28 protein-coding genes are annotated in these 26518 nt (G+C 67.0%); 24 read left to right on the top strand and 4 right to left on the bottom strand.

The annotated features are described in order from the left end of the window. The first annotated feature begins 104 nt into the window (after positions 1–104). The 9 genes from NA5_RS08400 to NA5_RS08435 all read left to right on the top strand — a co-directional run bounded on the left by NA5_RS08400 (position 105) and on the right by NA5_RS08435 (position 8904). Positions 105–1136, top strand: coding sequence for a Ppx/GppA family phosphatase (locus NA5_RS08400; protein ID WP_062983701.1), 1032 nt, complete (start codon positions 105–107; stop codon positions 1134–1136). Continuing rightward, positions 1133–2830: an Rv0497 family membrane protein gene (locus NA5_RS41620; protein ID WP_062983703.1), complete on the top strand. Its 1698-nt coding sequence runs from the start codon at positions 1133–1135 to the stop codon at positions 2828–2830. Before NA5_RS08400 ends, NA5_RS41620 begins: the two co-directional genes overlap by 4 nt. Positions 2831–2915: 85 nt before the next feature. After that, the gene (locus tag NA5_RS08410) at positions 2916–3836 is read left to right on the top strand and encodes a sugar phosphate isomerase/epimerase family protein (RefSeq protein ID WP_062983987.1); all 921 of its coding nucleotides are present in this window, start codon (positions 2916–2918) and stop codon (positions 3834–3836) included. Between the two features lie 109 nt (positions 3837–3945). Further along, positions 3946–4827: a thioesterase family protein gene (locus NA5_RS08415; RefSeq protein ID WP_084483975.1), complete on the top strand. Its 882-nt coding sequence runs from the start codon at positions 3946–3948 to the stop codon at positions 4825–4827. Between the two features lie 165 nt (positions 4828–4992). Next, positions 4993–5829: a pyrroline-5-carboxylate reductase gene (proC, locus tag NA5_RS08420; RefSeq protein WP_062983705.1), complete on the top strand. Its 837-nt coding sequence runs from the start codon at positions 4993–4995 to the stop codon at positions 5827–5829. A gap of 206 nt (positions 5830–6035) precedes the next feature. Continuing rightward, positions 6036–6326: a helix-turn-helix domain-containing protein gene (locus NA5_RS42100; RefSeq protein WP_245672159.1), complete on the top strand. Its 291-nt coding sequence runs from the start codon at positions 6036–6038 to the stop codon at positions 6324–6326. 168 nt (positions 6327–6494) lie between these two features. Further along, complete coding sequence (locus NA5_RS39155) at positions 6495–6596, top strand: 30S ribosomal protein bS22 (protein WP_003402602.1); 102 nt, start codon at positions 6495–6497, stop codon at positions 6594–6596. Between the two features lie 218 nt (positions 6597–6814). After that, positions 6815–7876 carry an NAD-dependent epimerase/dehydratase family protein gene (locus NA5_RS08430; protein WP_062983707.1) on the top strand — a complete coding sequence of 354 codons (1062 nt, stop codon included), beginning with the start codon at positions 6815–6817 and terminating at the stop codon, positions 7874–7876. Next, complete coding sequence (locus NA5_RS08435; protein ID WP_062983709.1) at positions 7873–8904, top strand: lysophospholipid acyltransferase family protein; 1032 nt, start codon at positions 7873–7875, stop codon at positions 8902–8904. Before NA5_RS08430 ends, NA5_RS08435 begins: the two co-directional genes overlap by 4 nt. On the opposite strand, the gene NA5_RS08440 is transcribed toward NA5_RS08435, so the two are convergent. After that, the gene (locus NA5_RS08440) at positions 8901–9911 is read right to left on the bottom strand and encodes an HAD family hydrolase (protein WP_157110297.1); all 1011 of its coding nucleotides are present in this window, start codon (positions 9909–9911) and stop codon (positions 8901–8903) included. The two genes, NA5_RS08435 and NA5_RS08440, sit on opposite strands and share 4 nt — an antisense overlap. A 129-nt stretch (positions 9912–10040) precedes the next feature. On the opposite strand from NA5_RS08440, the gene NA5_RS08445 reads away from it, so the two are divergent. From NA5_RS08445 to NA5_RS08465, 5 genes are all read left to right on the top strand, one after another. Continuing rightward, positions 10041–10301: a glutaredoxin family protein gene (locus NA5_RS08445; RefSeq protein WP_062983711.1), complete on the top strand. Its 261-nt coding sequence runs from the start codon at positions 10041–10043 to the stop codon at positions 10299–10301. 251 nt (positions 10302–10552) lie between these two features. Next, on the top strand, positions 10553–11377 hold the full coding sequence (locus tag NA5_RS08450; RefSeq protein WP_062983993.1) for a redox-sensing transcriptional repressor Rex: 825 nt from the start codon (positions 10553–10555) through the stop codon (positions 11375–11377). Beyond that, positions 11374–12843, top strand: a complete 1470-nt coding sequence (locus NA5_RS08455; RefSeq protein ID WP_062983714.1) for a glutamyl-tRNA reductase — start codon at positions 11374–11376, stop codon at positions 12841–12843. Before NA5_RS08450 ends, NA5_RS08455 begins: the two co-directional genes overlap by 4 nt. Further along, positions 12840–13877 carry a hydroxymethylbilane synthase gene (gene hemC, locus NA5_RS08460; RefSeq protein ID WP_062983715.1) on the top strand — a complete coding sequence of 346 codons (1038 nt, stop codon included), beginning with the start codon at positions 12840–12842 and terminating at the stop codon, positions 13875–13877. Before NA5_RS08455 ends, hemC begins: the two co-directional genes overlap by 4 nt. Before the next feature lie 73 nt (positions 13878–13950). Next, entirely contained in the window at positions 13951–15513 is a 1563-nt protein-coding gene (locus tag NA5_RS08465; protein ID WP_062983717.1) for a bifunctional uroporphyrinogen-III C-methyltransferase/uroporphyrinogen-III synthase, read from the top strand. Positions 15514–15599: 86 nt separating this feature from the next. Here the strand turns inward: NA5_RS08465 and NA5_RS08470 are convergent, their stop codons facing one another. Next, positions 15600–15878 carry a hypothetical protein gene (locus NA5_RS08470; protein WP_062983719.1) on the bottom strand — a complete coding sequence of 93 codons (279 nt, stop codon included), beginning with the start codon at positions 15876–15878 and terminating at the stop codon, positions 15600–15602. A 281-nt stretch (positions 15879–16159) separates the two neighbouring features. Beyond that, positions 16160–16984, bottom strand: coding sequence for a tetratricopeptide repeat protein (locus NA5_RS08475; protein WP_062983721.1), 825 nt, complete (start codon positions 16982–16984; stop codon positions 16160–16162). 139 nt (positions 16985–17123) lie between these two features. On the opposite strand from NA5_RS08475, the gene hemB reads away from it, so the two are divergent. The 5 genes from hemB (at position 17124) to NA5_RS08500 (ending at position 20464) form a co-directional block, all read left to right on the top strand. Continuing rightward, positions 17124–18101 carry a porphobilinogen synthase gene (gene hemB, locus NA5_RS08480; protein WP_062983723.1) on the top strand — a complete coding sequence of 326 codons (978 nt, stop codon included), beginning with the start codon at positions 17124–17126 and terminating at the stop codon, positions 18099–18101. Further along, entirely contained in the window at positions 18098–18748 is a 651-nt protein-coding gene (locus tag NA5_RS08485; protein WP_245672149.1) for a hypothetical protein, read from the top strand. Before hemB ends, NA5_RS08485 begins: the two co-directional genes overlap by 4 nt. A 332-nt stretch (positions 18749–19080) precedes the next feature. Next, positions 19081–19617, top strand: a complete 537-nt coding sequence (gene mce1N, locus NA5_RS08490; protein ID WP_062983725.1) for a transport-regulating membrane protein Mce1N — start codon at positions 19081–19083, stop codon at positions 19615–19617. After that, positions 19614–19880, top strand: coding sequence for a hypothetical protein (locus tag NA5_RS08495; RefSeq protein ID WP_062983727.1), 267 nt, complete (start codon positions 19614–19616; stop codon positions 19878–19880). Before mce1N ends, NA5_RS08495 begins: the two co-directional genes overlap by 4 nt. 338 nt (positions 19881–20218) lie before the next feature. Beyond that, a complete protein-coding gene (locus NA5_RS08500) occupies positions 20219–20464 on the top strand; it encodes a hypothetical protein (protein WP_062983729.1) in 246 nt (81 codons plus the stop codon). A 16-nt stretch (positions 20465–20480) separates the two neighbouring features. Here NA5_RS08500 and NA5_RS08505 read toward each other — a convergent pair whose 3' ends face one another. Continuing rightward, complete coding sequence (locus NA5_RS08505; RefSeq protein WP_062983731.1) at positions 20481–20861, bottom strand: hypothetical protein; 381 nt, start codon at positions 20859–20861, stop codon at positions 20481–20483. Between the two features lie 190 nt (positions 20862–21051). On the opposite strand from NA5_RS08505, the gene hemL reads away from it, so the two are divergent. From hemL to resB, 5 genes are all read left to right on the top strand, one after another. Then, positions 21052–22389, top strand: coding sequence for a glutamate-1-semialdehyde 2,1-aminomutase (gene hemL / locus NA5_RS08510; RefSeq protein ID WP_062983999.1), 1338 nt, complete (start codon positions 21052–21054; stop codon positions 22387–22389). Then, positions 22386–23156 carry a histidine phosphatase family protein gene (locus NA5_RS08515; RefSeq protein ID WP_245672150.1) on the top strand — a complete coding sequence of 257 codons (771 nt, stop codon included), beginning with the start codon at positions 22386–22388 and terminating at the stop codon, positions 23154–23156. Before hemL ends, NA5_RS08515 begins: the two co-directional genes overlap by 4 nt. Then, complete coding sequence (locus NA5_RS08520; protein WP_062983733.1) at positions 23153–23776, top strand: TlpA disulfide reductase family protein; 624 nt, start codon at positions 23153–23155, stop codon at positions 23774–23776. Before NA5_RS08515 ends, NA5_RS08520 begins: the two co-directional genes overlap by 4 nt. 270 nt (positions 23777–24046) lie before the next feature. Further along, positions 24047–24883: a cytochrome c biogenesis CcdA family protein gene (locus tag NA5_RS08525; RefSeq protein ID WP_062983735.1), complete on the top strand. Its 837-nt coding sequence runs from the start codon at positions 24047–24049 to the stop codon at positions 24881–24883. Continuing rightward, positions 24880–26517: a cytochrome c biogenesis protein ResB gene (gene resB, locus NA5_RS08530; protein ID WP_062983736.1), complete on the top strand. Its 1638-nt coding sequence runs from the start codon at positions 24880–24882 to the stop codon at positions 26515–26517. The genes NA5_RS08525 and resB overlap by 4 nt, the downstream gene beginning before the upstream one ends. Position 26518: the final 1 nt, after the last annotated feature.

The raw sequence follows: 26518 nt of genomic DNA on the forward strand, positions 1-26518 counted from the left end.
GGGCCTCGTGGAGCCGCTGTTCGTTGCGCCTACCGTCACACTTCAGGACGCTAACAGTTCAGTCGCCTGGGCTAAAGGGCCGGTTCACCCAGTACCGTATTCATGTGCGGCTTGGGGTACTCGATGTCGGAAGCAATACCGTCCACCTGCTTGTGGTGGACGCCCATCGCGGTGGTCACCCGATGCCGATGAGCTCGACAAAGGCCACCCTCCGGCTATCGGAGAACATGGATTCCGACGGTCGCATCACCGTCCAGGGGGCCGAACGGCTGATCGCGACGGTCGCCGAATTCGCCAGTATCGCCGAGACTTCCCGCTGCGTGGAGCTGATGCCGTTCGCGACATCCGCGCTGCGTGAGGCCGCCAACTCCGATGAGGTACTGGCCAGGGTCCGCGCCGAAACCGGCGTCGAACTGCAGGTGCTCTCCGGTGTCGACGAGGCTCGGCTGACCTTCCTCGCCGTGCGCCGGTGGTACGGCTGGAGCGCGGGCCGGATCCTCAACCTCGATATCGGCGGCGGCTCACTGGAAATGACCAACGGTGGCGACGAGGAGCCCGATCTCGCGGTCTCGCTGCAACTGGGCGCCGGACGGTTGACCAGAGAGTGGCTGCGCGAGGATCCGCCGGGCAAACGCCGCATCGCGGTGCTGCGCGATTGGCTCGACGCGGAACTCGTCGCACCCGCGAAACAGCTGCTGGACGTCGGTAAACCGGATCTGGCGGTCGGCACCTCGAAGACGTTTCGGTCGCTTGCCCGATTGACCGGAGCGGCACCGTCTTCGGCCGGGCTTCGGGTGCGCCGTACACTCACCAGCTCAGGTCTGCGCCAACTGATTGCCTTCATCTCGAGAATGACGGCGGCGGACCGTGCAGAATTGGAAGGCGTAAGTTCCGATCGGTCACAGCAATTGGTGGCTGGCGCATTGGTCGCGGAGGCGAGTATGCGGGCACTATCGCTGGATACCCTCGAGATTTGTCCGTGGGCACTGCGCGAGGGGCTCATCTTGCGCAAACTGGATACCGATATGAACGGCGGACCGAGGGCTACGGCATTGCCGGGTGTCGTCGTGGAAGCGAGCGGTAAGCCGGTGCCCGGTGGCGGTTTATCGGGCCCGATCGAAACGGTGTCGTCATGAGTGAGGATTCCAAGCAGCTATCGGTTGCCGAGCTGCTGGCACGCAACGGCCAGCAGGGCGCGGCATCCCCCGGTGGCGGCGGACGGCGGCGGCGCAGTGGGCGCGGCATCTCGGTGGCCGAGCTGACCGGCGATCTGCCCGCCATACCGGTCGGCGGCGGTGGTGGCCATTCCGCGCACGCCGCACCCGACGATGACGAACCGGCGTACGAACCACCCGCGTACGAAGCCAACGGGTACGACGCGTCGGGGTACCAACCTTCCGGTTTCCAGTCGAGCGGGTACGCGTCCGGTTTCGAAACGCCTGCGCCGGAACCCACTTCGTATGCAGCGCCGGATCCGGCGCCCTACGCCGCACCCGACTTACCCAACTACTCGCCGATGTCGGGGCCGATCACCCGATACGACCCGCTCTCGGCCTACGCCGCTCCGGAGGCACCGGCCGACCCGTTGCCCGCGCCGGGATATTCGAGCCGGATCATGCCGGGGCGGGAAATGCCGGGCGCGGATTCGTCGCGGCATGCCGCGGCCGCCGATCCGCTGTCCGCGCCGATATCGGATCTGTACGCCCCCCGCCCCGACCCGTATGCCCCGGCCCAGGATCCGTATACCCCGGCACCTGATCCGTATGCGCGGAACCCGCTCGCAGATGGCGCTTCGGCGGTCGGCTCCGGCCGCACCGGCCGCAGACGCAGGCATGCCGAACCGGAGGAAGAGACCACCGACGTACAGCCGCTGCGCGATCTCGGCCGTGGCATCGGCGCCCCGCCCGAAAGCCCGCCGAACGGCTCGAGATCCGGCGGTCGTGCCGCCCGCAGACGCGCGGCGGAGGCAGCCGAAGCCGAGGCAAATAATGCCGGACCTTCGACCGCGCCATGGTCGCCGTCCACCAATGGCTTCGCCCCGGAATCCGCGCCGATGCCGATGTCCCCGCTGCCCGACGGTCCATCGCGCGGCGCCTATCCCGAGCCGCCGGATCAGCGAAGATCCGCACGCCGTGACGGTCCGGCCGATGGCGCTCTGCCCGCCTGGTCGGCGCGAAGAAACGTCCCGCCTAAGAACAACGTGCCGCCCGAAGCCGAGAGCGTCCCGACGGCCGCGTGGTCACTGGCCAGCCAGGATCAACAGCTGGTTTCCGGCCAGACCGTGGCGGGCGACCTGCTACGCGACGAAGTCGAACGTGCCGAGGCCCAACGGGCGAACGGGCGTGCGGCCGAACGCAACGGACGTGGTCGACGCGGCCGATCGACGCCCGAACCGGATGAGGTGTACGACGGTCTGACCGATGTGTACGAACCGTTCCCGACCGGCGATGTCCTGGACGACGATGAGGATTTCGACGGCGACGATGTCGATTCGGACCATTCGTTCGCCTCGCGCTTGTCCCCGAGACGCGCTCGCTCGCGGATCGCGCGCAAGTCCGAATACGACGCCAATCGCCGACAGTGGATGATTCTCGGCGGTCAGAGCACCGGCGCAGCGGTCGCCGGAATGTTGCTGTTCAAGGGTTTCGAGCGCATGTGGGAAATGCTGCCCTGGGTGGCACTGTGCCTGGCGATGATCGTGATCCTGGGCCTGGTGGCACTGGTGCGAATACTGCGGCGCACCGATGACATCCTCAGCACGGTGATAGCCGTCGTCGTCGGCATCTTTGTCACCCTGGGACCGCTAGCCTTTCTACTCAGTACGAACTGAGCAGGGAGCGGCTGTGGGGAACATCGGGCAGGCGGACGACACCAGAACGGCGAGCGCGGCCAGGGGGCGCGCTCCCGATCCCGACATACGCACCGAACCGCATTCGCCGGTCGAGGCGGCGGGTGGATCCGGTGGTCAGCAGATTCTCGTCGGTCTCTCGACGGCCTCGGTATATCCGCAGAACACCGAGTCGGCATTCCGTTACGCGGCCGAAATCGGTTACGACGGTATCGAATTGATGGTCTGGGCCGAACCGGCCAGCCAGAGCATCGCCGCGATCCAGGCCTACTCCCGCAAATACGGGGTGCCGGTGCTGGCGATCCACGCACCGTGTCTGCTGATCTCGCAGCGGGTGTGGGGTTCGGATCCGGTGGCCAAACTGGAGCGCAGTGTGCGCACCGCCGAGGCGCTCGGCGCGGGCACCGTGGTGGTGCATCCGCCGTTCCGCTGGCAGCGCAGGTATGCGCAGGGCTTCGCCGATCAGGTGGCCGAGTTGGAGGAGCACAGCCACGTCATCGTGGCGGTGGAGAATATGTTCCCCATGCGCGCGGACACCCTCTTCGGCCGCAAAACCGGCTCGGCGAAGCGGCTGGAGCGCCGCGGCGGACCCGGTCCCGGTGTGACGGCCTTCAGTCCGTCCTACGATCCGACCGATACCGGATTCCGGCACTACACCCTCGATATCTCCCATACCGCGACCGCGGGCGCCGATCCGCTCGCGCTGGCCGCGCGGATGGGCACAGGCCTCGCGCACCTGCATCTCGCCGACGGCCGTGGTGCGGCGCACGACGAGCACCTGGTGCCGGGCGAGGGCACCCAGCCCTGCGTCGAACTGTGCGCGGCCCTGCTGCGGTCGGGTTTCGCCGGTCATGCGGTCGCCGAGATCAATACCCAGAACGCCCGCACCACCCAAGGCCGCGCGGGCATGTTGAACCGCACGCTCGAGTTCGCCAGGACACATCTCAACGCACCCGCTCCGGCCCCGACGCACGCCAGCCAGCTGTGACGCCGCACCGATCTGTCGGCACAGGGGAATTCCGACCACGAATCGCTTCGTTCTACGCTGTACGAACGCCGCGTCTCGCCGACGCGGCCGACCGACGACAGGAGTGACGATGCCGGAGCTGACCGCCGAACTCGAGCAGGCCATCACCACGGACGCACCCTTCAGCCGGGTGTGCGCCCTGACCGAACTGCTGTCGGCTGACCCGGATAGCGGCCGCTACCTGGGCATCATCGACAAAATCTGGACCATCGGTCCGAAGGTGCACGGCGGCACCATGGTCGCGGCGAGCGCGGCCGCGGCCACCCGCTGGCTGCGCGCCTCCGATCCGGCCCTGGTCGCCATGGCGCCCATCGCGGCGAGCTCCGATTTCCTCGGCGCACCCGAGCCGGGCGAGGTCGAGTACGAGGTGCACATCCGCAAGGTCGGCCGCCAGATCTGCCTGGTCGATGTGAACCTGATCCAGAGCGGGCGCACGCTGGTGCGCACCGCGTTCACCTTCGGTCATCTCGACGATGCCGACCCGATCTACGCGCAGCAGCACGCCGATATGCCGATCGAACCGCCCGCCGACGCCGTCGGCTACCGGGATTCCTCGATGGGCAAGCTCGTGCATGTGGCGCGCGGCGCCGACCTGTTCATCGACCGGGAGTGGGCCCGATTCCTCGACGGCGCGAAAGGTGAACCGCGCCTGCGTCTTTGGATGCGTCCGTTCGACGGCGACCAGCAGGATTCGGATATCGCCATGTACTTCGCGATCATGTCCGCCGATATGAGCCCGCCGGTCCCGGCGAACCTCGGCCAGTTCGGTTGGGCTCCCACGGTTCAGATGACCACCTACCTGCGCCGCCGCCCGGCCCCAGGCTGGCTGCGCATCATCGCGACCAGCCACGAGGTCGGCGAGCGCATGTTCGACGAGGACCAGCTGGTCATCGACTCCACCGGCGCCGTGGTGGCACAGAGCCGTCAATTGGCCCTTGTGCCGCAGCGCTGAACGCGCCCGTTCGGAAGAAACGCAACACCTGGTTTCGCGAGCACATCGGTAACTCATCGGGTACGCCCAGAAATCGTCCACTCGACACCCGCCGGCCCGGTACGCAAAGTTGCGTGGCACCTACGGCCGGCAAAAGGCTCGGGGAGGCGGGCTAGCCTTGAGATCATGACGAGAGTTGCGGTGATCGGTGGCGGTCGCATCGGGGAGGCGTTGATCGCCGGATTGCTCGAATCCGGCCGGGCGGCGAAGGATCTGGTCGTCGTCGAGACGCATGCCGATCGGGCCGAACTCATCGGCGATCGCTTCGGCGTGCGGGTCACCGATTCGATCGCGGACGCGATCGTCGGCGCGGATGTCCTGGTCATCGCCGTCAAACCGGGTGATGTGGATACGGTGCTGACCCAGTTGGGCAAGGCCGAACTCGACGCCGATCGCGATCAGATCCTGGTTTCGCTGGCGGCGGGTGTGCCGACGGCGCGGCTGGAGAACAAGCTGCCCGCCGGTTTCCCGGTGGTGCGGGTGATGCCGAATACCCCGATGCTGGTCGGCCAGGGCATGAGTGTGCTCGCACCGGGACGCTACGCGCGGTCGGAACAGCTGGCCCAGGTGACCGAGCTGCTCGCCGCGGTAGGCAAGGTGGCGACCGTGACCGAGGCGCAGATGGATGCGGTGACCGCGGTCTCGGGTTCCGGCCCCGCGTACTTCTTCCTGGTGGCCGAGGCGATGATCGATGCCGGTGTCGGGCTCGGCCTGACGCGCGACGTCGCCTCCGAACTCGTGGTGCAGACCATGCTCGGTTCGGCCGCGCTGCTCGAGAGCTCCGGACAGACCGCCGCCGAGCTGCGCGCCGCCGTGACATCACCGGCGGGCACGACCGCCGCCGCCGTGCGCGAATTGGAGCGCGGCGGGGTGCGCTCGGCCTTCCTGGAGGCTTTGCACGCGGCGAAGCACCGGTCCGCCGAACAGGGGGCGAACGACGGTGCGGGCGGCAGCGCTTCCTAGCCATTTCGGGCGGGCGTCGATCAAACATCGTGCGACCATGGGGTGACCGGTCGGTTCCCCGCGTGTAAACCGGATTTCTCACACCCGTCGCAGTAATCCCACTGGTCCCGCTAAGCTTCAAGGAGCACGTGCGTGTCTGTTCCGCCGGTGGGGAAGCCGGCGGCGCGGACGTGCCGGAGGTCAGTGGTGCGATGATGTCTAACAAGATGTCTGCGAATAGTTCAGGGACGTCGCCAGGAAGTTCCGGACCATCGGGTGGCCGGGCTAACTCCCGGACTCAAGGCGGTTCGGCGGCTCCGACGCAATCAGTGCTCGGCGGAGGTACTCAGTTCCTCACCGTCGCCGAGGTTGCGAATCTTATGCGGGTATCCAAGATGACGGTCTATCGGCTGGTGCACTCGGGTGAGTTGCCCGCCGTACGCGTGGGTCGCTCGTTCCGGGTGCATGCCAAGGCGGTGCACGACTATCTGGAGACGTCCTACTTCGACGCCGGATGAGGCGGTTTTATCAGCTCGAGGGTGTCCCGGTAGGATGAACCCTCGGTTCGTGTGCGCCTGTCGGCGGCACCGCTTTGTGGTGTCCGGTGCCAGCTGGCGGCGCGGACGCTGAAATAGGCGTACGTGATTGGCGTGCGCGCCGAGTAGAGAGAACGCGAGGACAACCCTATGGGTTCTGTGATCAAGAAGCGCCGCAAGCGCATGTCGAAGAAGAAGCACCGCAAGCTGCTTCGCCGCACGCGTGTTCAGCGGCGCAAACTCGGCAAGTGAGTCGCTGCGCGTTAGCTGAGGGGCCCGTCACCGAATGGTGGCGGGCTTTTCTTTTTGAAACAGAATATTTTGAAAGTTGCTCATGTATCAGGTGACTGAAGTCATCGTTAGAACCTGGTTAATACCCTCTGCGTATCGGAGTCGACCGGCTACTCTGGTACCGCGGTAAACAGAATTGGGGGCTGTCACAGTTGGGATCCGGTGCGGTGGGTTCTGAGATGCGGGATGGACATACACCCCAAGTGGTGATGGTGACCGGTGCCAGCCGATTCTTCGGCGGCAACGTGGTCGCGCGTTTGGCCCAGGATCAGAACATCGAACGCATCCTGGCCGTCGACACCATGACCCCTGGTCGCGAGCTGCAACGGCGCATGGGCCGCGCCGAATTCGTTCGCGCCGATATTCGAAATCCATTGATCCGCAAGGTGATCGGCGGCAATGCGGTCGACACCGTTGTGCATGCCGCGATGCTCACCCATCCACCGGCCGGTGGCGGCCGGGCGGTGATGAAGGATCTCAACGTGCTCGGCGCGATGCAGCTGCTCGCGGTCTGTCAGAAATCGCCCTCTGTTCGGCGCGTGGTGGTGCGCTCGACCTCCGCGGTCTACGGATGCAGCGCGAAGGACCCCGCCAAATTCACCGAAGAAATGAGCGCGCGAACCCCACCGAGTGGTTGGTTTGCCCGCGACATGATCGAAATCGAAGGATTCGTCCGCGGACTCGCGCGGCGGCGTCCCGATATCGCCGCTTCCATTTTGCGTTTGGCGCCCATTGTCGGCCCGCGATTGGCCGGGCGCGGTGTGCAGTATCTGCGTTCACCGGTCGCGCCGACGGTGTTGGGCCGCGATGCCAGATTGCAGTTGCTGCACGAGGAGGATGCCATCGCCGCGATGGCGCACGCGGCACGGCAGGCACCCGGTGGCACCTACAACATCGCCGGGGACGGCGCACTGGTGTTATCGCAGGCGATCCGGCGTGCGGGCCGGATCGAGCTGCCGATCCCATGGTTGGTCTTCCGCACCGCGGGCCGCGCGCTCATGGGCCCGATCATGCGCGATTTCACCAGTGAGCAGATCGACTATTTCCATTTCGGCTGTGGCTTGGACACCACCCGCATGCGCACCGAACTCGGGTTCGTCCCACGCTGGACGACGGTGCAGGCATTCGACGACTTCATCGGGGGCGCAGCGTCGCGGCCCGTCATCGATCCAGCGTGGATCGATGCCGCAGAACATAAACTGCTCGGCCTGCTCGGGGCCGGTACGGGAGCACATACATGAATGACGTAGCCAAAGTCATCCAACTCCACGATCTGAATATCGAAACCCGCCAGCGGAGCACCCCGCGGCGCTGGCCGGAGCCGCTGACCGGCGAGGTTACGCCGACCAAGGTGGTGACGTCGCTGACCGAACGTCTGGCGGCCGCCGAACCCCCGGCGCCGCGTTCGGTATCGGAGATGCTGCGCGGCGCCATCGGCAAGCAGATCCGCACCACCGCGGATTTCGCGCGCCGTCGGCTCACCGGCGACTATCAGATCGACGAATTCGGCTTCGATGAGCATCTGCTCGAATCGTTGATCCTGCCCGCGCTGCGCCCGCTCTCGGATTACTGGTTCCGGGTGCAGGTCAGCGGCATCGAGAACATTCCGGAGGCGGGCGGCGCCCTGATCGTCGCGAACCACGCGGGCACCATCCCGCTCGACGGGCTGATGCTGCAGTTGGCGATCCACGACCGGCATCCGAAGGAACGCGCACTACGCTTGCTAGCCGCTGATCTCGTCTTCGAGACGCCAGTGCTCGGGGTGCTCGCGCGCAAGGCCGGACATACCCTGGCCTGCCATCCGGATGCCGAAAGGCTTTTGCGCGCAGGTGAATTGACCGGTGTGTTCCCGGAGGGCTTCAAGGGCGTCGGCAAGCAGTTCACCGACCGCTACAAGCTGCAGCGCTTCGGTCGCGGTGGATTCGTCGCGGCGGCGGTGCGCACCGGAACGCCGATCATCCCGTGCTCGATCGTCGGCTCGGAGGAGATCTACCCGAAGCTGGCCGATATCAAGCCGCTGGCCCGGCTGCTCAATCTTCCGTACTTCCCGGTGACGCCGCTGTTTCCGCATCTGGGTCCGCTCGGTGCGCTGCCGCTGCCGTCGAAGTGGTACATCGAATTCGGCGAGCCCATCGCGACTACCGGCTACGAGGCCGAGGACGCGGACGATCCGATGACCATGTTCGAGGTCACCGACCAGGTCCGCGAAACCATTCAGCAGACCCTCTACAAGCTGCTCACCAAGCGCCGCAACCCGTTCACGGGCTAATGCTCGCGGCGCCGGGTGACCGCCGCGGCGACCGCGCCACCGGCGGCGCCGAGTGCCAGCGCGGTCGGCACGCCGATTTTGGCCGCCTTGCGTCCGGTGCGGAAATCACGGATCTCCCAGCCGCGATTCTTGGCCACCTCGCGTAGGTCCGAATCCGGATTGATCGCCACCGCGGTGCCGACCAGGGACAGCATCGGCACATCGTTGTGGCTGTCGGAGTAGGCCGTACAACGCTTGAGGTTCAAGCCCTCTCGGATCGCCAGCGTGCGTACCGCGTGCGCCTTGCCGAGGCCGTGCAGAATGTCGCCGACCAGTCGTCCGGTGAACTTTCCGTCGACGCTCTCGGCGACCGTGCCCAGCGCGCCGGTCAGTCCGAGCCGCTTCGCGATCACCTGCGCCAGCTCCACCGGCGTCGCGGTCACCAGCCAGACCTGCTGTCCCGCGTCCAGGTGCATCTGCGCCAAAGCCCTTGTGCCCGGCCAGATCTTGTCGGCGATGATCTCGTCGTAGATCTCCTCGCCGAGGGCGGCCAGTTCGGCGGTCGGGCGACCGGCGATGAATGCCAGTGCCTTCTCCCGGCCCGCGGCCATATCGGTGCTGTTCTCCTTGCCGGTGACCCGGAATTTCACCTGCTTCCAGGCGACGTCCACTAGATCTGAGGTCTTGAAGTATTTGCGCGCGGCCAGGCCTCGGGCGAAATGCACGATCGAGGCGCCCTGCACCATGGTGTTGTCGACATCGAAGAATGCGGCCGCGGTCAGGTCACGCGGCACCTCGGGCCCGGCGGCCTCGATATCGGCTTCGGCGAGTTCGGCATCGTGCAGCGACAGCGCCGCCTCGGCACTGGCCTCACCGGCCAGATTGGCCCGCAGCTCTTCCTCGCTCGGGCCGAAGGGGCTGCGAGAGATGCGCGCGAGCTGGTCCTGCAGACCCTGGCCGAGTCGACCCTGATTCCACCGCACCGGAAACTCACCGAATCGTCCCGCGATGAAACCAGCCCTTGCCACCTTCGATCGTTCCGGCACCAGTACCTCCGCCCGTCGCGCGAACCACAACCACATTAGCTGGCCGCGGTGACAGTTAAGGCAGTACCGCGCGCTCCGATCGGGGCGTGGCGAGGGGATTTAATATCGGCCATGACCAATCCCACACATTCGGTGACGCTGTTGACGAGATCGGGCTGCGGGCTCTGTGTCATCGCGCTCGAGCAACTCCGGGCGATCTGCGCCGATTTCGATATCGAACCGGCGACCGTCGATGTCGACGAAGCCGCCGGAACCGACCCTGGCCTGCGCGCGGAGTACGGCGACCGGCTTCCCGTCGTGCTTTTGGACGGCCGTGAGCACAGCTATTTCGATGTCGACGAGCGCCGATTGCGGGCCGACTTGACTCGCTGAGCGATTGCTGATCCGGCCCGATTCCGCCGCGCTGCTGGTCGCGGCGGAAAATGAGGCCAAATTCACCGACTTTGTGAAGGGCTGCACAAGCGGTTACGGTGGTGGCACGCGACCCGCTCGCCGAGGCTGCGGATCCACCGCGTAATGAACCCAGCATTCCGAATACTTCGACCATGGCACCGGACCGCCCCGGGCCCGAGGTCGAACGACGAACCGGACCTCGCCGGAGGCCGGAACGAGGAGCCGACGACGTGACAGAGCAGCATGAGGCGCCGAACGGCGTCTCCGGCAGGGCTCTGCAGAAGGACATCCCGCAGGCCACCGTGGCGCGGCTGGCCACCTATCTCCGGGTCTTGGCCATGTTGGCCGACGACGGTGTTGCCATCGTATCGAGTGAGGAACTGGCTGTCGCGGCGGGTGTCAATTCGGCCAAGTTGCGCAAGGACCTTTCCTTCCTCGGGCCCAACGGTGTTCGGGGTGTCGGCTATGACGTCGCCAAGTTGCGCACCAGGATCGAGGATGTGCTCGGGCTGTCGCAGGGACATCGGGTGGTACTGGTCGGCGCCGGAAATCTGGGGCGGGCCCTGGTGGGCTACGGCGGGTTCCGGCGGCGCGGTTTCACCGTGGTCGGCATGTTCGACAACCATCCCGAGGTGATCGGCCGCTCGGTCGCCGGTCTGGTGGTGCGCGATGTCGCCGATCTGGCCCCGGCCATCGATGCGTTGAAGCCGACCATCGCGGTGCTGACCGTGCCCGACGACGCGGCTCAGGATGTCTGCGATCTGCTGGTCGCCTCCGGGATGCAGTCGATTCTGAGCTTTGCCCCGTGTGAGCTGACCGCACCGGAGACGGTGGAGGTGCGCCGGGTCGATCTGGCGGTCGAGTTGCAGATGCTGTCGTTCGAGACCGCACGCAATGCGCCGCCGCTGGCCGAGGTCGCGCACGCCGTTTCTTCCGGCCGCATCGCGCATCGCGCGCCCGCGCACACCGCTGCCGGACATCCGGCACTCAAGCACACGACGACCTCGCATTCGGCAACGGAGCCATCCAGCAAGGGATCGGTGGTTACACCATGAGCGTTCTTTTGGTCGGGATTTCGCATCGCAGCGCACCCGTCTCGATCCTGGAGAAGGTCGCGATCACCGACGCGGACCGGCCGAAACTGATCGATCGACTGCTCACCTCCAGCCATGTGTCCGAGGCGATGATCGTCTCCACCTGCAACCGGGTCGAGGTCTACGCCGTGGTGGATGCCTTCCACGGCGGTCTCGCCGAGGTCGGCGAACTGCTGACCAAACATTCCGGACTGCCGCTGCCGGACCTGACCAAGCACGCCTACGTCCGCTACAGCGAGGCCGCCGCCGAACACCTGTTCGCGGTGGCCAGCGGCCTGGATTCGATGGTGATCGGCGAGCAGCAGGTGCTCAGCCAGATCCGCGGCGCCTACGCCTCCGCCGACGCCCAGCAGGCGGTCGGGCGGACCCTGCACGAACTCGCGCAGCACGCACTGCGCGTCGGCAAGCGGGTGCATTCGGAGACCGGTATCGACCGGGCCGGTGCGTCGGTGGTTTCGGTGGCCCTCGATCGGTCGCAGCAGGTGCTCGGCCCGCTCGCCGGGCAGACCGCCGTTGTGCTCGGTGCCGGGGCGATGGGCGGACTCGCGGTGGCGCATCTGTCGCGGGCGGGTATAGGCCGCATCATCGTGGTGAATCGCACGTCGGCCCGGGCCAAGCGGCTCGCCGCGACCGCGCGCAGTCACGGTGTCGATGCGCATTCGATGGAACTGTCGCGCCTGACCGAGGCGATGGCGGCCGCGGATGTCGTCATCACCTGTACCGGCGCGGTCGGCGCGGTGGTGACGCTGGCCGATACCCACCGCGCACTCGCTGAACGCGAGCGCGCCAGCCAGGTGGAACGGCCGTTGGTGTTCTGCGATCTCGGCCTGCCGCGCGATGTCGAACACGCCGTCGCCGGACTGCCCGGTGTCACCGTCATCGATATCGAGACATTGCAGCGCGATCCGGCGGCCGGTGCGGCCGCCGACGATACCGCCGCCGCGCGCTCGATCGTCGCCGACGAACTCGCGAAATACCTTGCTGGCCAGCGCATGGCGGAGGTCACCCCGACCGTCGCCGCACTGCGCCAGCGGGCGGCCGAGGTGGTCGAGGCCGAATTGCTTCGCCTGGATTCCCGACTGCCCGGGCTGGCCCATCCGGAACGTGACGAGGTGGCGCGCACCGTCCGGCGCGTGGTGGACAAGTTGCTCCACGCGCCGACGGTGCGCGTCAAACAGTTGGCCTCCACCCCGGGCGGCGATACCTACGCCGAGGCGCTGCGAGAGCTGTTCGAGCTCAAACCCGGTGCGGCGCAAGCGGTCGCGGCTCCGATGGAGCTCAGTTCGATCAGCGACGAGCACACCGCGATCCGCTTCCTCGGCGATGTATCGGTCGACCCGCAAGCGATCGTCGGCGCCAGCGAGATCGCGCTGGCCGACGACTTCACCGCCGGACACCGCGGCGAAGAACAGGGGCAGACGGCATGACGGTTGTGCAGGAAGAGGACAACGTGACCGCAGGCAGCATTCGCGTGCCGTGGCGGATCGGCACCAGAGGCAGTTTGCTCGCCCTCACCCAGGCGGGCACCATCCGCGACAACCTGATCGCGGCCGGACATGATGCGGAGCTGGTGGTCGTCAAGACCCCCGGCGATCTGTCCGCGGATCCGGTGCAGCAGATCGGTGTCGGCGTGTTCACCTCGGCCCTGCGCGACGAACTGGCCGCCGGGAATATCGATATCGCGGTGCATTCGTACAAAGACCTGCCGACCGCGCAGGACCCGCGCTTCACCATCGCCGCCATCCCGCCGCGTGAGGATCCGCGCGACGCACTGGTGGCGCGCGACGGTCTGGTGCTCGGTGAACTCCCCGCCGGTGCCAAGGTCGGCACCTCGGCGCCGCGCCGCGCGGCCCAATTGCGCGCGCTCGGGCTCGGTCTCGACATCGTGCCGCTGCGCGGCAACCTCGACACTCGGCTGCGCAAGGTCAGCGAGGGGGAGTTGGACGCGGTCGTGGTGGCCAGGGCCGGACTGGCCAGAATCGGTCGGCTCGACGCGGTCACCGAGGCGCTGGAGCCGGTGCAGATGTTGCCCGCGCCCGCACAGGGTGCGTTGGCGGTCGAATGCCGCAGCGATGACAGCGAACTGATCAAGGCACTGACCGAACTCGACGATGCCGCGACCCGCGCGTCCGTCACTGCCGAACGGTCGCTGCTGGCCGAACTGGAGGCCGGTTGCACCGTGCCGATCGGCGCGATCGCCGAAGTCGTCGAATCACTCGACGATGACGGCAGAATTGTCGACGAACTCTCGTTGCGCGGTTGCGCGGCGGCCGTCGACGGCTCCGATGTATTGCGAGCCTCTGTGGTCGGCGCTCCGGAGCGCGCCGCGGAGCTCGGCCGCGAGTTGGCACGGGAACTGCTCGATCTGGGCGCCCGTGAGTTGCTCAGCACGCCGGAAGCAGCGGATAACCCGCCTGCCACTGACTTTTCCAATTCCAGCCCAATGGAGAACAGCCAATGAGCGAGCGCAGCGAGCGAATCAAAAGCACAGCGCCCCCGGCGATGTCCGTGCCGAGCGCTAGCGAGGTACGGGCATGAGCCGAGCACACAAGAAGCATCCAGGTCGGATCCTGTTTGTCGGGTCGGGGCCCGGCGACGCGGCACTGCTGACAGTGCGTGCGCGCGAGGTGCTGGAGCGGGCGACATTGGCATTCACCGATCCAGACGTCGACAAGGGCGTGCTCGCCCTGATCGGTCTCGCGGTCGAGCCGGGCGAGGACGGTGAGCGTCCGGTGGACGTGCGGCCCGCGCTCGGCGACCCCGCCGAGGTGGCCAAGACGCTGATCGCCGAGGCCCGTGCTGGGCACGACGTGGTCCGCGTGGTCGCGGGTGATCCGCTGACGACCGATTCGGTGATCGCCGAGGTCAATGCGGTGACGCGTTCACATATGGTCTTCGAGGTGCTGCCGGGGCTGCCCAATGGTTCCGCGGTGCCGAGTTTCGCAGGTATCGCGCTCGGCTCCGGGCACACCGAGGCCGATGTGCGCGGTGAGGTCGACTGGGCGGCGCTGGCCGCCGCGCCCGGCCCGCTGGTGCTGTCGGCGACCTCGGGTCATCTGGCCGAGACCGCGAGCGCGCTGGTCGAACACGGTATGGCCCCGCAGACCCCGGTCGCGGTGACGGTGCGCGGCACCACCCGCCAGCAGCGCACCATCGAGGCCACCCTGGCCACGCTCAACAGCGCGGCCTCCGAATTGGTCGGTCCACTGGTGGTGACCATCGGCAAGGTGGTCGCGCAGCGGTCGAAGATGTCGTGGTGGGAGTCGCGGGCACTGTACGGCTGGACCGTGCTGGTGCCGCGCACCAAGGATCAGGCCGCCGAGATGAGCGAGCGGCTGGTCACCCACGGTGCCATTCCGATGGAGGTGCCGACCATCGCGGTCGAGCCGCCGCGCAGTCCGGCGCAGATGGAGCGCGCGGTCAAGGGTTTGGTCGACGGCCGCTACCAGTGGGTGGTGTTCACCTCCACCAATGCGGTACGCGCGGTCTGGGAGAAGTTCGCCGAATTCGGTTTGGACGCACGGGCCTTCTCCGGCGTGAAGATCGCCTGCGTCGGTGAGGCCACCGCGGATAAGGTGCGCTCGTTCGGCATCAACCCGGAGCTGGTGCCGAGCGGTGAACAGTCCTCTGAGGGCCTGCTCGCCGACTTCCCGCCCTACGACGACGTTTTCGACCCGGTGAACCGAGTCCTTTTGCCGCGCGCGGACATTGCCACCGAAACCCTGGCCGAAGGTCTGCGCGACCGCGGCTGGGAAATCGATGACGTGACGGCCTACCGCACGGTGCGCGCCTCGCCGCCGCCCGCCGAGACCCGCGAGATGATCAAGACCGGTGGCTTCGACGCGGTGCTGTTCACCTCGTCGTCCACGGTCCGCAATCTGGTCGGTATCGCGGGTAAGCCGCACGCGCGCACCATCGTTGCGTGCATCGGCCCGAAGACCGCCGAGACGGCCATCGAATTCGGCCTGCGCGTGGATGTGCAGCCTGAGGTCGCCCAGGTCGGTCCCCTGGTCGAGGCACTGGCCGAGCATGCGGCCAGGCTGCGCGCCGAGGGCCTGCTGCCCCCGCCGCGCAAGAAGAGCCGCCGCAGCCGCTAGATATCCGTCGGCCTACCCGGTTGGGCGGCGAAAGCGTCGCTCTCCGCCGCCCAACCGGAGCCGCCGCAACCGTCGAGCTCCGTTGATCAGCGGCTGTAGCGCATCAGGGTCCGCACCAGACGGCAGGTGGTGTCGGACGGCGGGCGGATATCGATGAGTTCGGCTGTGCGCCGGATCCTTTCGTTACTGGCCTGGCTCGGCAGATAGATACCGGAATCCAGCAGGGCGATGGTCAGCCGCATCGCCTTGAGTCGCCGATTGTGCGAGATGTACCACTTGCGCGGTCGCCCGGCGGGTAGCGGCCGCTTCTGCAGCGGAACATAGGGCCGATCGATAACCTTCGACTTCGGTGCGGTGTTTGGCACGGTGGCGTCCTCCCGTCGCGATCGGGAACCGGTGCGATTCCCTCGAACACGCCTTCGATTTTACTCCTGGCCACCGACAAAAACGCCCGCTCACAAGGGCTTTCGCAGGCAACGGTCAACCGTGTTGTGATCCGGGCGCCCCGCGTTCGAGCCGAACACACCGGGTCTGCCTTGCCCGGCCGCGACACGGGTGTCCACGTGGGGGCAGGGCGATTTCGGCACCACGCGATGGTGCATCGCCTCGAGCATCTTGGTCACGCCCGCGACCCCGGCCGCCGCGTTCAGAGTTCGTGTAGGAATTCGAGTGCTTGTGGATGACGCAGCGTTGCGGCGCGTTCGAGCCAGTAGCGGGCGTCCTTGTGCGCCTGGGCTTTTGCCGCGGCGTCTGCGGCCGGGTTGTCCGCGTGCACGGGTTGTTCGCGCAGGAAGCGCGCGAGCTGGAACATCGAATCGGCGTCGCCCGCGTCGGCGCCGCGACGCAACCATCGCTCGCCCTCGACCCAGTCGCCGTGGTCGAGGAAGATCGCGCCGAGTACCGCCATGGCGTCGTCGCGCCCGCGCCGGACCGCCTCGGTCAGTAGCGTGATCGCCCTTTCGATTTCACCATCGTGCGCGAGATATACGCCGAGAGTGCGCATGGCCGTTGGACTTCCGGCGCGCACCGCCCGCTCGTACCAATGCCGCGCCTCATTGTCGACACCGCGACGGCTCGCGACAACGCCCATATTGCACAGCGCCTCGGGCAGTCCGTCCTCGGCCACGGGCAGGAACCACAGCTCGGCGGCGTCGAGATCCCCGCGCTCCAAATACAACGTGCCCAATTGCTGGTCCGCCCCCGGAAACCCGGCCGCGATCGCGGACTCCAGCCATCGAATCGCATCCGAGATCCGACCGTCGGCGGCGAGCAATGCGCCGAGGCCAGCCATGGCCGGTCCGCTGCCTTGGGCGGCGGCGTGTCGGAACCACTGCTCGGCCTCGGCCGTCTCACCGGCCTCGGATAGCCGCTGCGCCAACAGCACGATCACGCCCGAATCCCCGCCGCGCGCCACTCTGCGCAGACCCTCCCAATCGGTGCGTCGGCGCGGTGGCTTCGCGAATTCGGTCATCGCGCACTCCTGGAAAAAGACCGGCCACTCCCCACCATCATCCGCCCTTCGCAACGCATTCTTCGAATAGCCGGTAAACCTCGGCGACCGCCGGGTGGCCGCTTGCGACTCGCATTCATGCCGGGCGTATCGTGCGGTTATGACCGGATTGGACCGCCCGCGGCGGTTGCGCCGTACTCCCGCCCTGCGTCGTCTCGTGGCCGAAACAACTCTCGAGCCACGGCAATTGGTGCTGCCGATGTTCGTCGCCGACGGACTGGAGGAGCCGCGCGAGATCGGCTCGATGCCGGGCGTGCTACAGCATTCGATGGATTCGCTGCGCAAGGCGGCGGTCGAGGCGGTCGCCGCGGGTGTGGGCGGGCTCATGCTCTTCGGTGTGCCGCTGCCCGAGGACAAGGACGCCACCGGCAGCAAGGCCAGCGATCCCGACGGCATTCTCAACCGGGGTCTGCGCGCGCTCGCGGACGAGGTCGGCGATTCGACGGTGGTCATGGCCGATACGTGTCTGGACGAGTTCACCGATCACGGGCACTGCGGCGTGCTGTCCGCGGACGGTGCCGTCGATAACGACGCCACCCTGCATCGCTATGTGGAGATGGCGCTCGCGCAGGCCGACGCCGGTGCGGATCTGCTCGGTACCAGCGGCATGATGGACGGTCAGGTCGGCGCGATCCGGCGCGGCCTGGACGCGGTCGGGCGCACCGATACCGGCATCCTCGCCTACGCGGCGAAGTACGCCTCGGCGTTCTACGGCCCGTTCCGCGAGGCGGTCGCCTCCTCGCTGGACGGGGATCGGCGCAGCTACCAGCAGGATCCGGCGAACCGCCGGGAGGCGATCCGGGAGCTGCAACTGGATCTGGCCGAGGGCGCGGACATCGTGATGGTCAAGCCCGCGATGTCGTATCTGGACATCCTGCGTGATGTCGCCGACCAATCGACGGTGCCAGTGGCCGCGTACCAGATCTCGGGCGAATACGCGATGATCACCGCCGCCGCACAGCGCGGCTGGATCGACCGCCGCGCCGCCATCCTGGAATCGCTGATCGGCATCCGCCGGGCGGGCGCGGATATGGTGCTCACCTATTGGGCGACCGAGGCCGCGCACTGGCTGTCGTGAATCCGTCCAGACCCGAGACTCCGGGTTCGGAGTCCGGCAGTCCGAAGTCGTATCCGCCCGGGGCGAGTCCGTCCGGACCCCATCCGCAGGGCGCGATGCCGCCGATGCCGTATCCGCCGGGGCCGTACCCGGGCGGCCCGGTTGTCGGACCGCCGCCGCCGCGGCCGGAACCGCCGGAGGACATCCGGACGGCGCGGCAATTGTGGTGGGGTGTCATCGGATTCGGTGTTCTGCAGATGATCGCGTCGGTTGTCGCGGCGTTTCAGCAGCGCAAGGACTTCGCGCAGAAGATGTTCGACCAGGTGCATGTCAGTGATCCGAATTTCACGATGGCCGGTGCGGAGCTGATGGTTTCGTTGGCCTTCGTGGTCGCTGTGGTGATCGGGTTGGCGCTGGCCGCGTTCGCTTTGCTCTTCGTGCACCAGCTTGTGCGCGGAAAGCTTTGGGCGCGAACGCTTTTGACGGCCGTGGGCGTCTGGCTGGTGTTGGTCGCGGTCGGCACGCTGTTCGCGCTGGAGGCGGTGACCGGGGCGGCCTCGCTGGTGGCCGGTGCCGCGGCGATCGTGCAGGGCGTGCTGGCGGCGGGTGCGGTGTATCTGAGTCACCGTCCGGACTCGACCGCGTACTTCCAGATGAATCGCAGGTGAACGGCGGCTGGACCGGTCCGTGAGTTTGTCAAGAAATCGGCAGCATGTATCGTGAGGGTTGTCACAGAGGACATGGGAACCGGAAGTCATTTGTCACGCGTTGTCTTACTTCTTGTAAGTACGTCGACCAGATGGCTCCGGGAGATCGGAGGCATCGATGCGAGTGGTGATCCAACAGCCGCAGAGCATTCGACGAGATCTGCTCGTGCTGAGCCTGCTGATCCTGTTCGCGTTGGTCACCGTCGCCGTGCTGCTGCTGCCCGGCGCGGTCGGCTGATCAGGAGCCGGATGTCGATTCCCGTCGCCGTACTCGGCGCGACCGGGAGCATGGGGTGACGGCTTCCGCGGATGGCGCGACCATCCTGTTCGCCGAACCGGGCGCGCGCTGGCGTTCGGTGGCCTACGGGCCGTTGCTGTGTCTGCTCGTGCTGATTCTGGAAATGGTGACCGCCGACCAGGTGCACTGGTTCGCCCTCATCTTCTGTGCCGCTCTGATCGCGGCTTTCGTTGTGCTGCAGGTGATCGCGGGGCAGCGGCACGTGAGCATCGAGTTGACCCCCGACACGCTGCGCGAGGGCACCGAGACCCTGCCACTGGCGACCATCGCCGCGGTGCTGCCCGAACGCGACGAGGACTCCTGGGCTGAGGAGGACTGGGAATCGGCGCGTTCGCTCGGCGAATTGAGCGGAGTGCCACGCCGACGCAAGGGCATCGGGCTGCGGCTGGTCGGTGGTGAACTGGTGCAGGCGTGGGCGAAGGATCACCGTGGACTGCGGGCCGCACTGACCGAAGCGCTCGGGCGAACCGATGCCGAACCGACCACACGGACCGAGGAAACCGAAGACAGCGAGAACGGAGCGGATCGTTGACGCGCTTGATCGCGCTGGGTGACCGGATGCTTCCGGCATTGGTCGAGTTGACGCTCGCGCTGGGCTGTGCGGTTCTCGCGGTGGTGAGCTGGCGCAACGGGCTGATCACCACCACCTTCGCGCCGTCGGGCGACGTGCCGGGCTTCGATGCCACCCGCTACAGCGCTCCGTGGTTGGTGCTGGCCGCCTTCCTGGTCATGGTCGCGGGTGTGCTCGCGATCGATGCCGTCGCGCGCACGGTGCGTGCCGCGCGTTCGCGCTGAATCAGGGCAATCACCGGCGTTCCGCGTCGCCTCCGCTGTTTGGTCGCGAATTTCGCGGGAACATCGCAGGCATGTTGCCGACCATCCCGTCGTTCTCGCCGCTGAATCTGCTGCCGGTCCCGTTGGCCTGTCTGCTCACCACCGGGTTCGCCCTGTTCTGCATGGGCGCCACTACTTAGCGTCATGCGCGGTCGATCCGAACCGTGCCCTGGCGCATCGGCCGCTACTGCACTACCGTGCAAGTGCCGCAGCCGCGAGGTGCATTGGTCGGCATTCAGTGAATACTGTTGTGGCCGTTATGCTTTCGGCCGGTATCCGAAATGTGTCGACTGGGAGAAATGCTTGTGATTCGTTTTGCCGGGAAAGTGTGTGCCGCGGTCGTCGTGGCGGCCGCGATCGGTGCGGCGCCCGCATGGGCCGCGCCGGGACTGCCGCTGGAGCCCGCCGCCCAGACCGACACTCAGACCGAGGTGTCCCAGCCTGCGCCGATCTTCGTGCCGGATTCGGGTTCGGCGGGTGTGTACAACAACTTCATGTGCCAGCTGCACACCATCTCGGCCTCGGCGCCGTGCATGTATACCTGAGTTCCGGCTGCCGTCCCTAGTTCCAACTCTGATAAACGTCCAGCGTCCGGCCGTCCCTGGTGCCCGGCGCGTTGAGGTACACGGTGACGGTACCGTCGGGATGACTGGCCGCCTCCATGATGACCTGGCGCAATGAGGCGTGCACTCCGCCGTTCTCATCGCGGTAGATCTCGGTATCGCTCTTCAGTCCCGCGCCGATTCGGTTGAGCGGCACCACCATGGTGACCAACGCGGGCAGTGGTCCGCCGCCGAGCGCCGCGGTCTCCGCGTGATCCAGATGCAGCCCGACCCGGTCGGGTTGGGCGACCGGATCCGCGGCGGCCGCGGTCCCGGTGCCGAAGGTGACGGCGGCGGCGAGCGCGGCGAAGAGCGTGGCGCTGATGACGGCAAACCGCATTGGACCCTCCCGATGGGCTAGATGGTGCGACGACGCACCGAGATTACGCATCGGTAATCGGTCAGCGACCGATATCGGCCGCAACCATGATCGGCGTGTTGCGTCGAAGAGACTGCGGTGCGTGCGGTCTGCGTCACTCGACTACACCCTGTCGTCGACTCGTTCCGATCGGGCTGAGACACTGGACGTCGTGAGTTCTTCTCCGCGCGCGACCAGGGCATCGGTGCCGGTCTCGGCTCAGCTCTTCGACCGGGCCGCTTCGGTGATTCCGGGTGGTGTGAATTCGCCGGTGCGGGCCTTCAAGTCCGTCGGCGGCACACCGCGATTCATCGCATCGGCCAAGGGCTACACACTCATCGATGTCGACGGCAACGAATATGTCGACCTGGTGTGTTCCTGGGGTCCGATGATTCTCGGCCACGCGCATCCCGAGGTGGTCGAGGCGGTGCAGCGCGCGGCCGTCGGCGGATTGTCCTTCGGTGCGCCGACCGAGGCCGAGATCGAACTCGCCGAGCTGATCGCCGAACGGATGGCGCCGGTGGACCGGGTCCGCCTGGTCAACTCCGGCACCGAGGCGACCATGAGCGCGGTCCGGCTGGCCCGTGGCTACACCGGTCGCGCCAAGATCATCAAGTTTTCCGGTTGCTACCACGGCCATGTGGACGCGCTGCTCGCCGACGCCGGTTCCGGTGTCGCGACGCTCGGCCTGCCGACCTCGCCAGGTGTCACCGGTGCGCAGGCGGGCGACACCATCGTGCTGCCGTACAACGACATCGAAGCCGTCGCGGCCGCATTCGCCGCGCATCCGGGTGAAATCGCGGGTGTGATCACCGAGGCGGCCGCGGGCAATATGGGTGCGGTCGCGCCGCTGCCCGGTTTCAACGAGGGCCTGCGCAAGCTGACCGCGGACAATGGCGCGCTCCTGATCATGGACGAGGTGATGACCGGATTCCGAGTGAGCCGGTCCGGCTGGTTCGGCCGTGACGGTGTCGCCGGTGACCTCTACACCTTCGGCAAGGTGATGAGCGGTGGTCTGCCTGCCGCCGCATTCGGCGGGCGCGCCGAGATCATGAATCACCTTGCGCCGCTTGGGCCGGTGTATCAGGCGGGCACCCTGTCCGGTAACCCGGTCGCCGTCGCCGCGGGGCTCGCCTCGCTGCGCGCGGCCGATGACGCGGTGTACGCCGCACTCGATCGCAATGCCGAGCGACTGGGCGGTTTGTTCACCGAGGCACTCGGTGCCGCGGGGGTCGAGCATCAGGTCCAGTTCGCGGGCAATATGGTGAGCGTGTTCTTCGCCGACCGTCCGGTCACCGACTACGCCGCCGCCAAAGCCAGCCAGACCTGGCGTTTCCCCGCTTTCTTCCACGCACTGCTCGACGGCGGTGTGTACGCGCCGCCGAGCGCGTTCGAGGCATGGTTCGTCTCCGCGGCGCTCGACGAGGACGCATTCGACCGTATCGCCGCCGCCCTGCCCGCCGCCGCATATGCGGCCGCGGCCGCCACCCCCGAAGGATCCCGCGCGTGAGTTCCGACCAGCCAGATTCAGATATGCGCGAACTACCAGATACCCCTGTCGACAGCGCGGAAGCCGCTGTCACATCCGATGCCGGTGCGCCCGAGCAGTCGAGCGCCATTGACGAATCCGGCATCGTCGCCGACGACACCGTCGAGACCATCGTGCATGTGCTGCGGCACGGCGAGGTGCACAACCCGAAGGGCATTCTCTACGGTCGCCTGCCCGGATTCAGCCTGTCGGTGACCGGTCGATCGCAGGCCGGTGCGGTCGCGCGGTCGCTGGCCGATCACGACATCGCTCTGGTCATCGCCTCGCCGCTGCAGCGTGCGCAGGAGACCGCGGAGCCGATCGCGCGCCGGCACGGGCTGCTCGTGCGCACCGATGAGAACCTGATCGAGGCTGGTAATACCTTCGAGGGCCTGCGGGTTTCGGTCGGCGACGGTGCGCTGCGCAAGCCGAGGCACTGGTGGAAGCTGCGCGATCCCTTCACCCCGTCCTGGGGCGAGCCGTATCTGCAGATCGCGCATCGGATGCTGGCCGCGGTCAACAAGGCCAGGGTCGAGGCGGCCGGACACGAGGCGGTGCTGGTCTCGCATCAGCTGCCGGTCTGGACGTTGCGGCGGTTCCTGCAGGGACAGCGGCTCTGGCACGATCCGCGGCAGCGGCAGTGCTCGCTCGCCTCGCTGACCTCACTGGTCTACCAGGGCGACACCCTCGTCGACATCGTCTACTCCGAGCCCGCCGGGGGTTCGGATCCCACGGTGCACGGCGCATGAGAACTTCTTCCCGGCCGTCGGCCCGGCGTTTCGCGCCGGTCCTGCTCGCGTGCGTTGCCCTGGTGGCCGCGCTCGCGGGTTGTTCGACCGGGAAGGATGCGGTGGCCTCCGGCGGTACGTTCGAATTCGTCTCGCCCGGCGGCAGAACCGATATTTTCTACGATCCGCCCGCCGCGCGTGGCACCATCGGCAAGCTCGCCGGGCCGGATCTGATGACCTCGGGCAAGACCACCTCGGTCGCCGACTTCCCGGACAAGGTGGTCGTGCTCAATCTGTGGGGGCAGTGGTGCGGGCCGTGCCGCGCCGAGGCGCCCGCACTCGAAAAGGTCTACGAGGCAACCAAGGACAGGGGCGTCGTCTTTCTCGGCATCAATGTCCGTGATTTCCAGCAGGACAAGGCGCAGGACTTCGTCGTCGACAACAAGGTCGGTTATCCGTCCGTCTACGACCCGTCCATGCGCACCCTGCTCGCGCTCGGCGGCAACTTCCCGACCAGTGTCATTCCCACCACGCTGGTGCTGGATCGGCAACATCGGGTCGCCGCTGTCTTCCTCCGCTCGCTCTTGGCGGAAGACCTCCAACCAGTTGTCGAACGCATTGCGGCGGAAGGTTCGCAGTGACCCGTTCGGCCCATGCCGTAATCACGTCCCGCTCGATAGCGAGCGGTAGGAAGGTGCAATCGTGAATCGCGATCGCCGTACTCGTAGCCCGCGTGCCTGTCGTCCGCGCCAGGCCGCCCGTCTCGTTCGCGGGGTCTGGACGGTCGATGACCGGTGGGTCGGCGTTGCTGCCGTACCGCGCAGCGCCGCAGCCGATTCCATGATGGACTTCGCCCCGGAAGCCGCGCCGGTGCCCGAGCGAGCTGATCGACCCCCGGTGGAGTCCGACTGATGGTTCTTGCCGCAGTAGGCGATTCGTTCCAGCAGACGGCGGCGACGGGGCCGCTGGTATTGGCGCTCGGTGCGTGCGTACTGGCCGGACTGGTCTCGTTCGCCTCGCCGTGTGTGGTGCCGCTGGTGCCGGGTTACCTGTCCTATCTGGCCGGGCTGGTCGGCGCCGAGGCGCCGCCCGCCACCGCTGCGCAGGCCAAAAGCCTTGGCGGCACAGCGGTTTCGGTTGATCGGGCTGCGGCAGGTACGGGTCGGATCCGAGTGGCCGGTGCGGCCGGTCTGTTCGTCGCGGGCTTCACCGTAGTGTTCGTGCTCGCCACCGCAACGGTTTTCGGCGTCATCCAGACCTTGAACGTGAATCGTGAACTGCTGCAACGGGTCGGCGGTGTGATCACCATCCTGATGGGTCTGGTGTTCATCGGCTTGGTTCCGGCGTTACAGCGCGATACGCGGATGGAGCCGCGCAGGCTCAGCAGTATTCTGGGCGCTCCGCTGCTCGGTGCGGTCTTCGCGCTCGGCTGGACGCCGTGCCTCGGACCGACGCTGTCCGGGGTGATGGCGGTTTCGGCCGGGACCGAGGGCACGACGGCCGTGCGCGGAGTTGCGCTGATCGTCGCCTACTGCCTCGGCCTCGGGCTGCCGTTCGTGATCCTGGCCTTCGGGTCGGCGAGTGCCTTGCGCGGGGTCGGCTGGCTACGGCGCAATTCGCGCACCATTCAGATCATCGGGGGCATATTGCTCGTCGCGGTCGGGATCGCGCTGGTCACGGGGGCGTGGGACCAGTTCGTCGCCTGGGTACGCGATGGTTTCGTTTCCGAGGTGACGCTGCCGATATGACCGTGATCGACCGACCCGAGGCGTCGGTGACGCAGCCGAAGCAGTCCCCGGTCGGGCGTGCCTGGGCGCTCGTGCGCAATGCCTGGCGCGGGCTGACCAGTATGCGCACCGCGCTGGTATTGCTGTTCCTGCTGGCCTTGGGTGCGATTCCGGGTGCGCTGCTGCCGCAACGAAATCTCAACGAGGGCAAGGTCGATCAGTACATCGCGGACCGCCCGACGCTCGGTCCGTGGATGGACCGGTTCCAGCTGTTCGACGTGTTCTCCAGCTTCTGGTTCACGGCAATCTATGCGCTGCTGTTCATTTCGCTCGTCGGCTGCATTCTGCCGCGCTGCCTCGACCATTATCGCGCACTGCGCACGCCGCCGGTTCGGGTGCCGCGCAACCTGTCTCGGCTGCCGCATCACTATGCCGAGACGATCGACGGCACCCCGGACGCCGTGCTCGAGCACGCTCGAAAGGAGTTGCGCGGCTGGCGGACCGAGGTGCGCGAGGGCACTCGCGAAGGTGAGATCACCCTCTCCGCGGAGAAGGGTTATACCCGCGAACTCGGCAACCTGGTCTTTCACTTGGCCCTGGTCGGACTGCTCGTCGCCATCGCGGTCGGCAAGCTGTTCGGCTACGAGGGCAGCGTGATCGTCATCGCGAACAACGGTCCCGGTTTCTGCACCACCTCGCCCGCCGTCTTCGACTCGTTCAAGGCGGGCAATATCAACGACGGCACCGGTATGGCGCCATTGTGCGTGCGGGTCAAGGACTTCAAGGCCGACTACCTGCAGAACGGCCAGGCCGAGATGTTCACCTCGGATATCGAATATCAGGCCGGTGGCGATCTGCAGAGCGATACCTGGCGCGATGCGCAGATCCAGGTGAACCATCCGCTGCGGGTCTCGGGGGACCGGCTGTATCTGCAGGGCCACGGTTACGCGCCGACGTTCACGGTGACCTTCCCGAATGGCCGGACCCGAACCGAGACCGTGCAATGGCGGCCCGACAACGCACAGACCTTCCTGTCCAGCGGTGTGCTGCGGATCGATCCGCCCGGCGGCATGTACGCGACCGACGAAGAGCGCCGCAAGAACCAGATCGCCATCGAGGGGCTGTTCGCGCCGACCGCGCTGCTGCACGGCAGCCTGTTGACCTCGTCGTTCCCCACCATGAACGATCCGGCAGTCGCGGTGGACATCTATCGCGGCGATACCGGTCTCGACACCGGTAAGCCGCAATCGCTATTCGCGCTGGATCCGGAGCAGGTCAAGCAGGGGCGACTGACCAAGGAGGCCAGGGTCAACCTGCGTCCCGGCGAATCGGCGACGCTGCCCAATGGCACCAAGGTCACCTTCGACGGTGCGCAGGAATTCGTGAATCTGCAGGTATCGCACGATCCGGCGCAGCAGTGGGTGCTGGTGAGCGCGCTGGCCATGATGGCCGGACTGCTGGTGTCGCTGCTGGTGAAGCGGCGACGCATCTGGATCCGCGGCTACCCCGCCGATGACGAAGCGGGTACCGTTGACCAACGACGCACTGTAGTAGAGATGGGCGGGCTCGCCAGAACCGATCAGGCGGGCTGGGGCGGCGAATTCGATCGCCTGCGCAAGCGCCTGCTCGATGACCGATCCGCCACGGGAGAGTGAC

Source organism: Nocardia anaemiae NBRC 100462 (assembly GCF_001612725.1).
Taxonomy (GTDB): Bacteria; Actinomycetota; Actinomycetes; order Mycobacteriales; family Mycobacteriaceae; genus Nocardia; species Nocardia anaemiae.

Excerpts from the sequence above, each read along its gene's own strand:
- NA5_RS08430 (WP_062983707.1), top strand. The coding sequence starts at position 6,815 with ATGCGGGATGGACATACACCCCAAGTGGTGATGGTGACCGGTGCCAGC.
- hemC (WP_062983715.1), top strand. The coding sequence starts at position 12,840 with ATGACGGTTGTGCAGGAAGAGGACAACGTGACCGCAGGCAGCATTCGC.
- NA5_RS08525 (WP_062983735.1), top strand. The coding sequence starts at position 24,047 with ATGGTTCTTGCCGCAGTAGGCGATTCGTTCCAGCAGACGGCGGCGACG.
- hemB (WP_062983723.1), top strand. The coding sequence starts at position 17,124 with ATGACCGGATTGGACCGCCCGCGGCGGTTGCGCCGTACTCCCGCCCTG.
- NA5_RS08435 (WP_062983709.1), top strand. The coding sequence starts at position 7,873 with ATGAATGACGTAGCCAAAGTCATCCAACTCCACGATCTGAATATCGAA.
- proC (WP_062983705.1), top strand. The coding sequence starts at position 4,993 with ATGACGAGAGTTGCGGTGATCGGTGGCGGTCGCATCGGGGAGGCGTTG.
- NA5_RS42100 (WP_245672159.1), top strand. The coding sequence starts at position 6,036 with ATGTCTGCGAATAGTTCAGGGACGTCGCCAGGAAGTTCCGGACCATCG.
- NA5_RS08500 (WP_062983729.1), top strand. The coding sequence starts at position 20,219 with ATGCTTGTGATTCGTTTTGCCGGGAAAGTGTGTGCCGCGGTCGTCGTG.
- NA5_RS08445 (WP_062983711.1), top strand. The coding sequence starts at position 10,041 with ATGACCAATCCCACACATTCGGTGACGCTGTTGACGAGATCGGGCTGC.
- NA5_RS08465 (WP_062983717.1), top strand. The coding sequence starts at position 13,951 with ATGAGCCGAGCACACAAGAAGCATCCAGGTCGGATCCTGTTTGTCGGG.
- NA5_RS08475 (WP_062983721.1), bottom strand. The coding sequence starts at position 16,984 with ATGACCGAATTCGCGAAGCCACCGCGCCGACGCACCGATTGGGAGGGT.
- resB (WP_062983736.1), top strand. The coding sequence starts at position 24,880 with ATGACCGTGATCGACCGACCCGAGGCGTCGGTGACGCAGCCGAAGCAG.
- NA5_RS08520 (WP_062983733.1), top strand. The coding sequence starts at position 23,153 with ATGAGAACTTCTTCCCGGCCGTCGGCCCGGCGTTTCGCGCCGGTCCTG.
- NA5_RS08505 (WP_062983731.1), bottom strand. The coding sequence starts at position 20,861 with ATGCGGTTTGCCGTCATCAGCGCCACGCTCTTCGCCGCGCTCGCCGCC.
- NA5_RS08455 (WP_062983714.1), top strand. The coding sequence starts at position 11,374 with ATGAGCGTTCTTTTGGTCGGGATTTCGCATCGCAGCGCACCCGTCTCG.
- NA5_RS41620 (WP_062983703.1), top strand. The coding sequence starts at position 1,133 with ATGAGTGAGGATTCCAAGCAGCTATCGGTTGCCGAGCTGCTGGCACGC.
- NA5_RS39155 (WP_003402602.1), top strand. The coding sequence starts at position 6,495 with ATGGGTTCTGTGATCAAGAAGCGCCGCAAGCGCATGTCGAAGAAGAAG.
- NA5_RS08415 (WP_084483975.1), top strand. The coding sequence starts at position 3,946 with ATGCCGGAGCTGACCGCCGAACTCGAGCAGGCCATCACCACGGACGCA.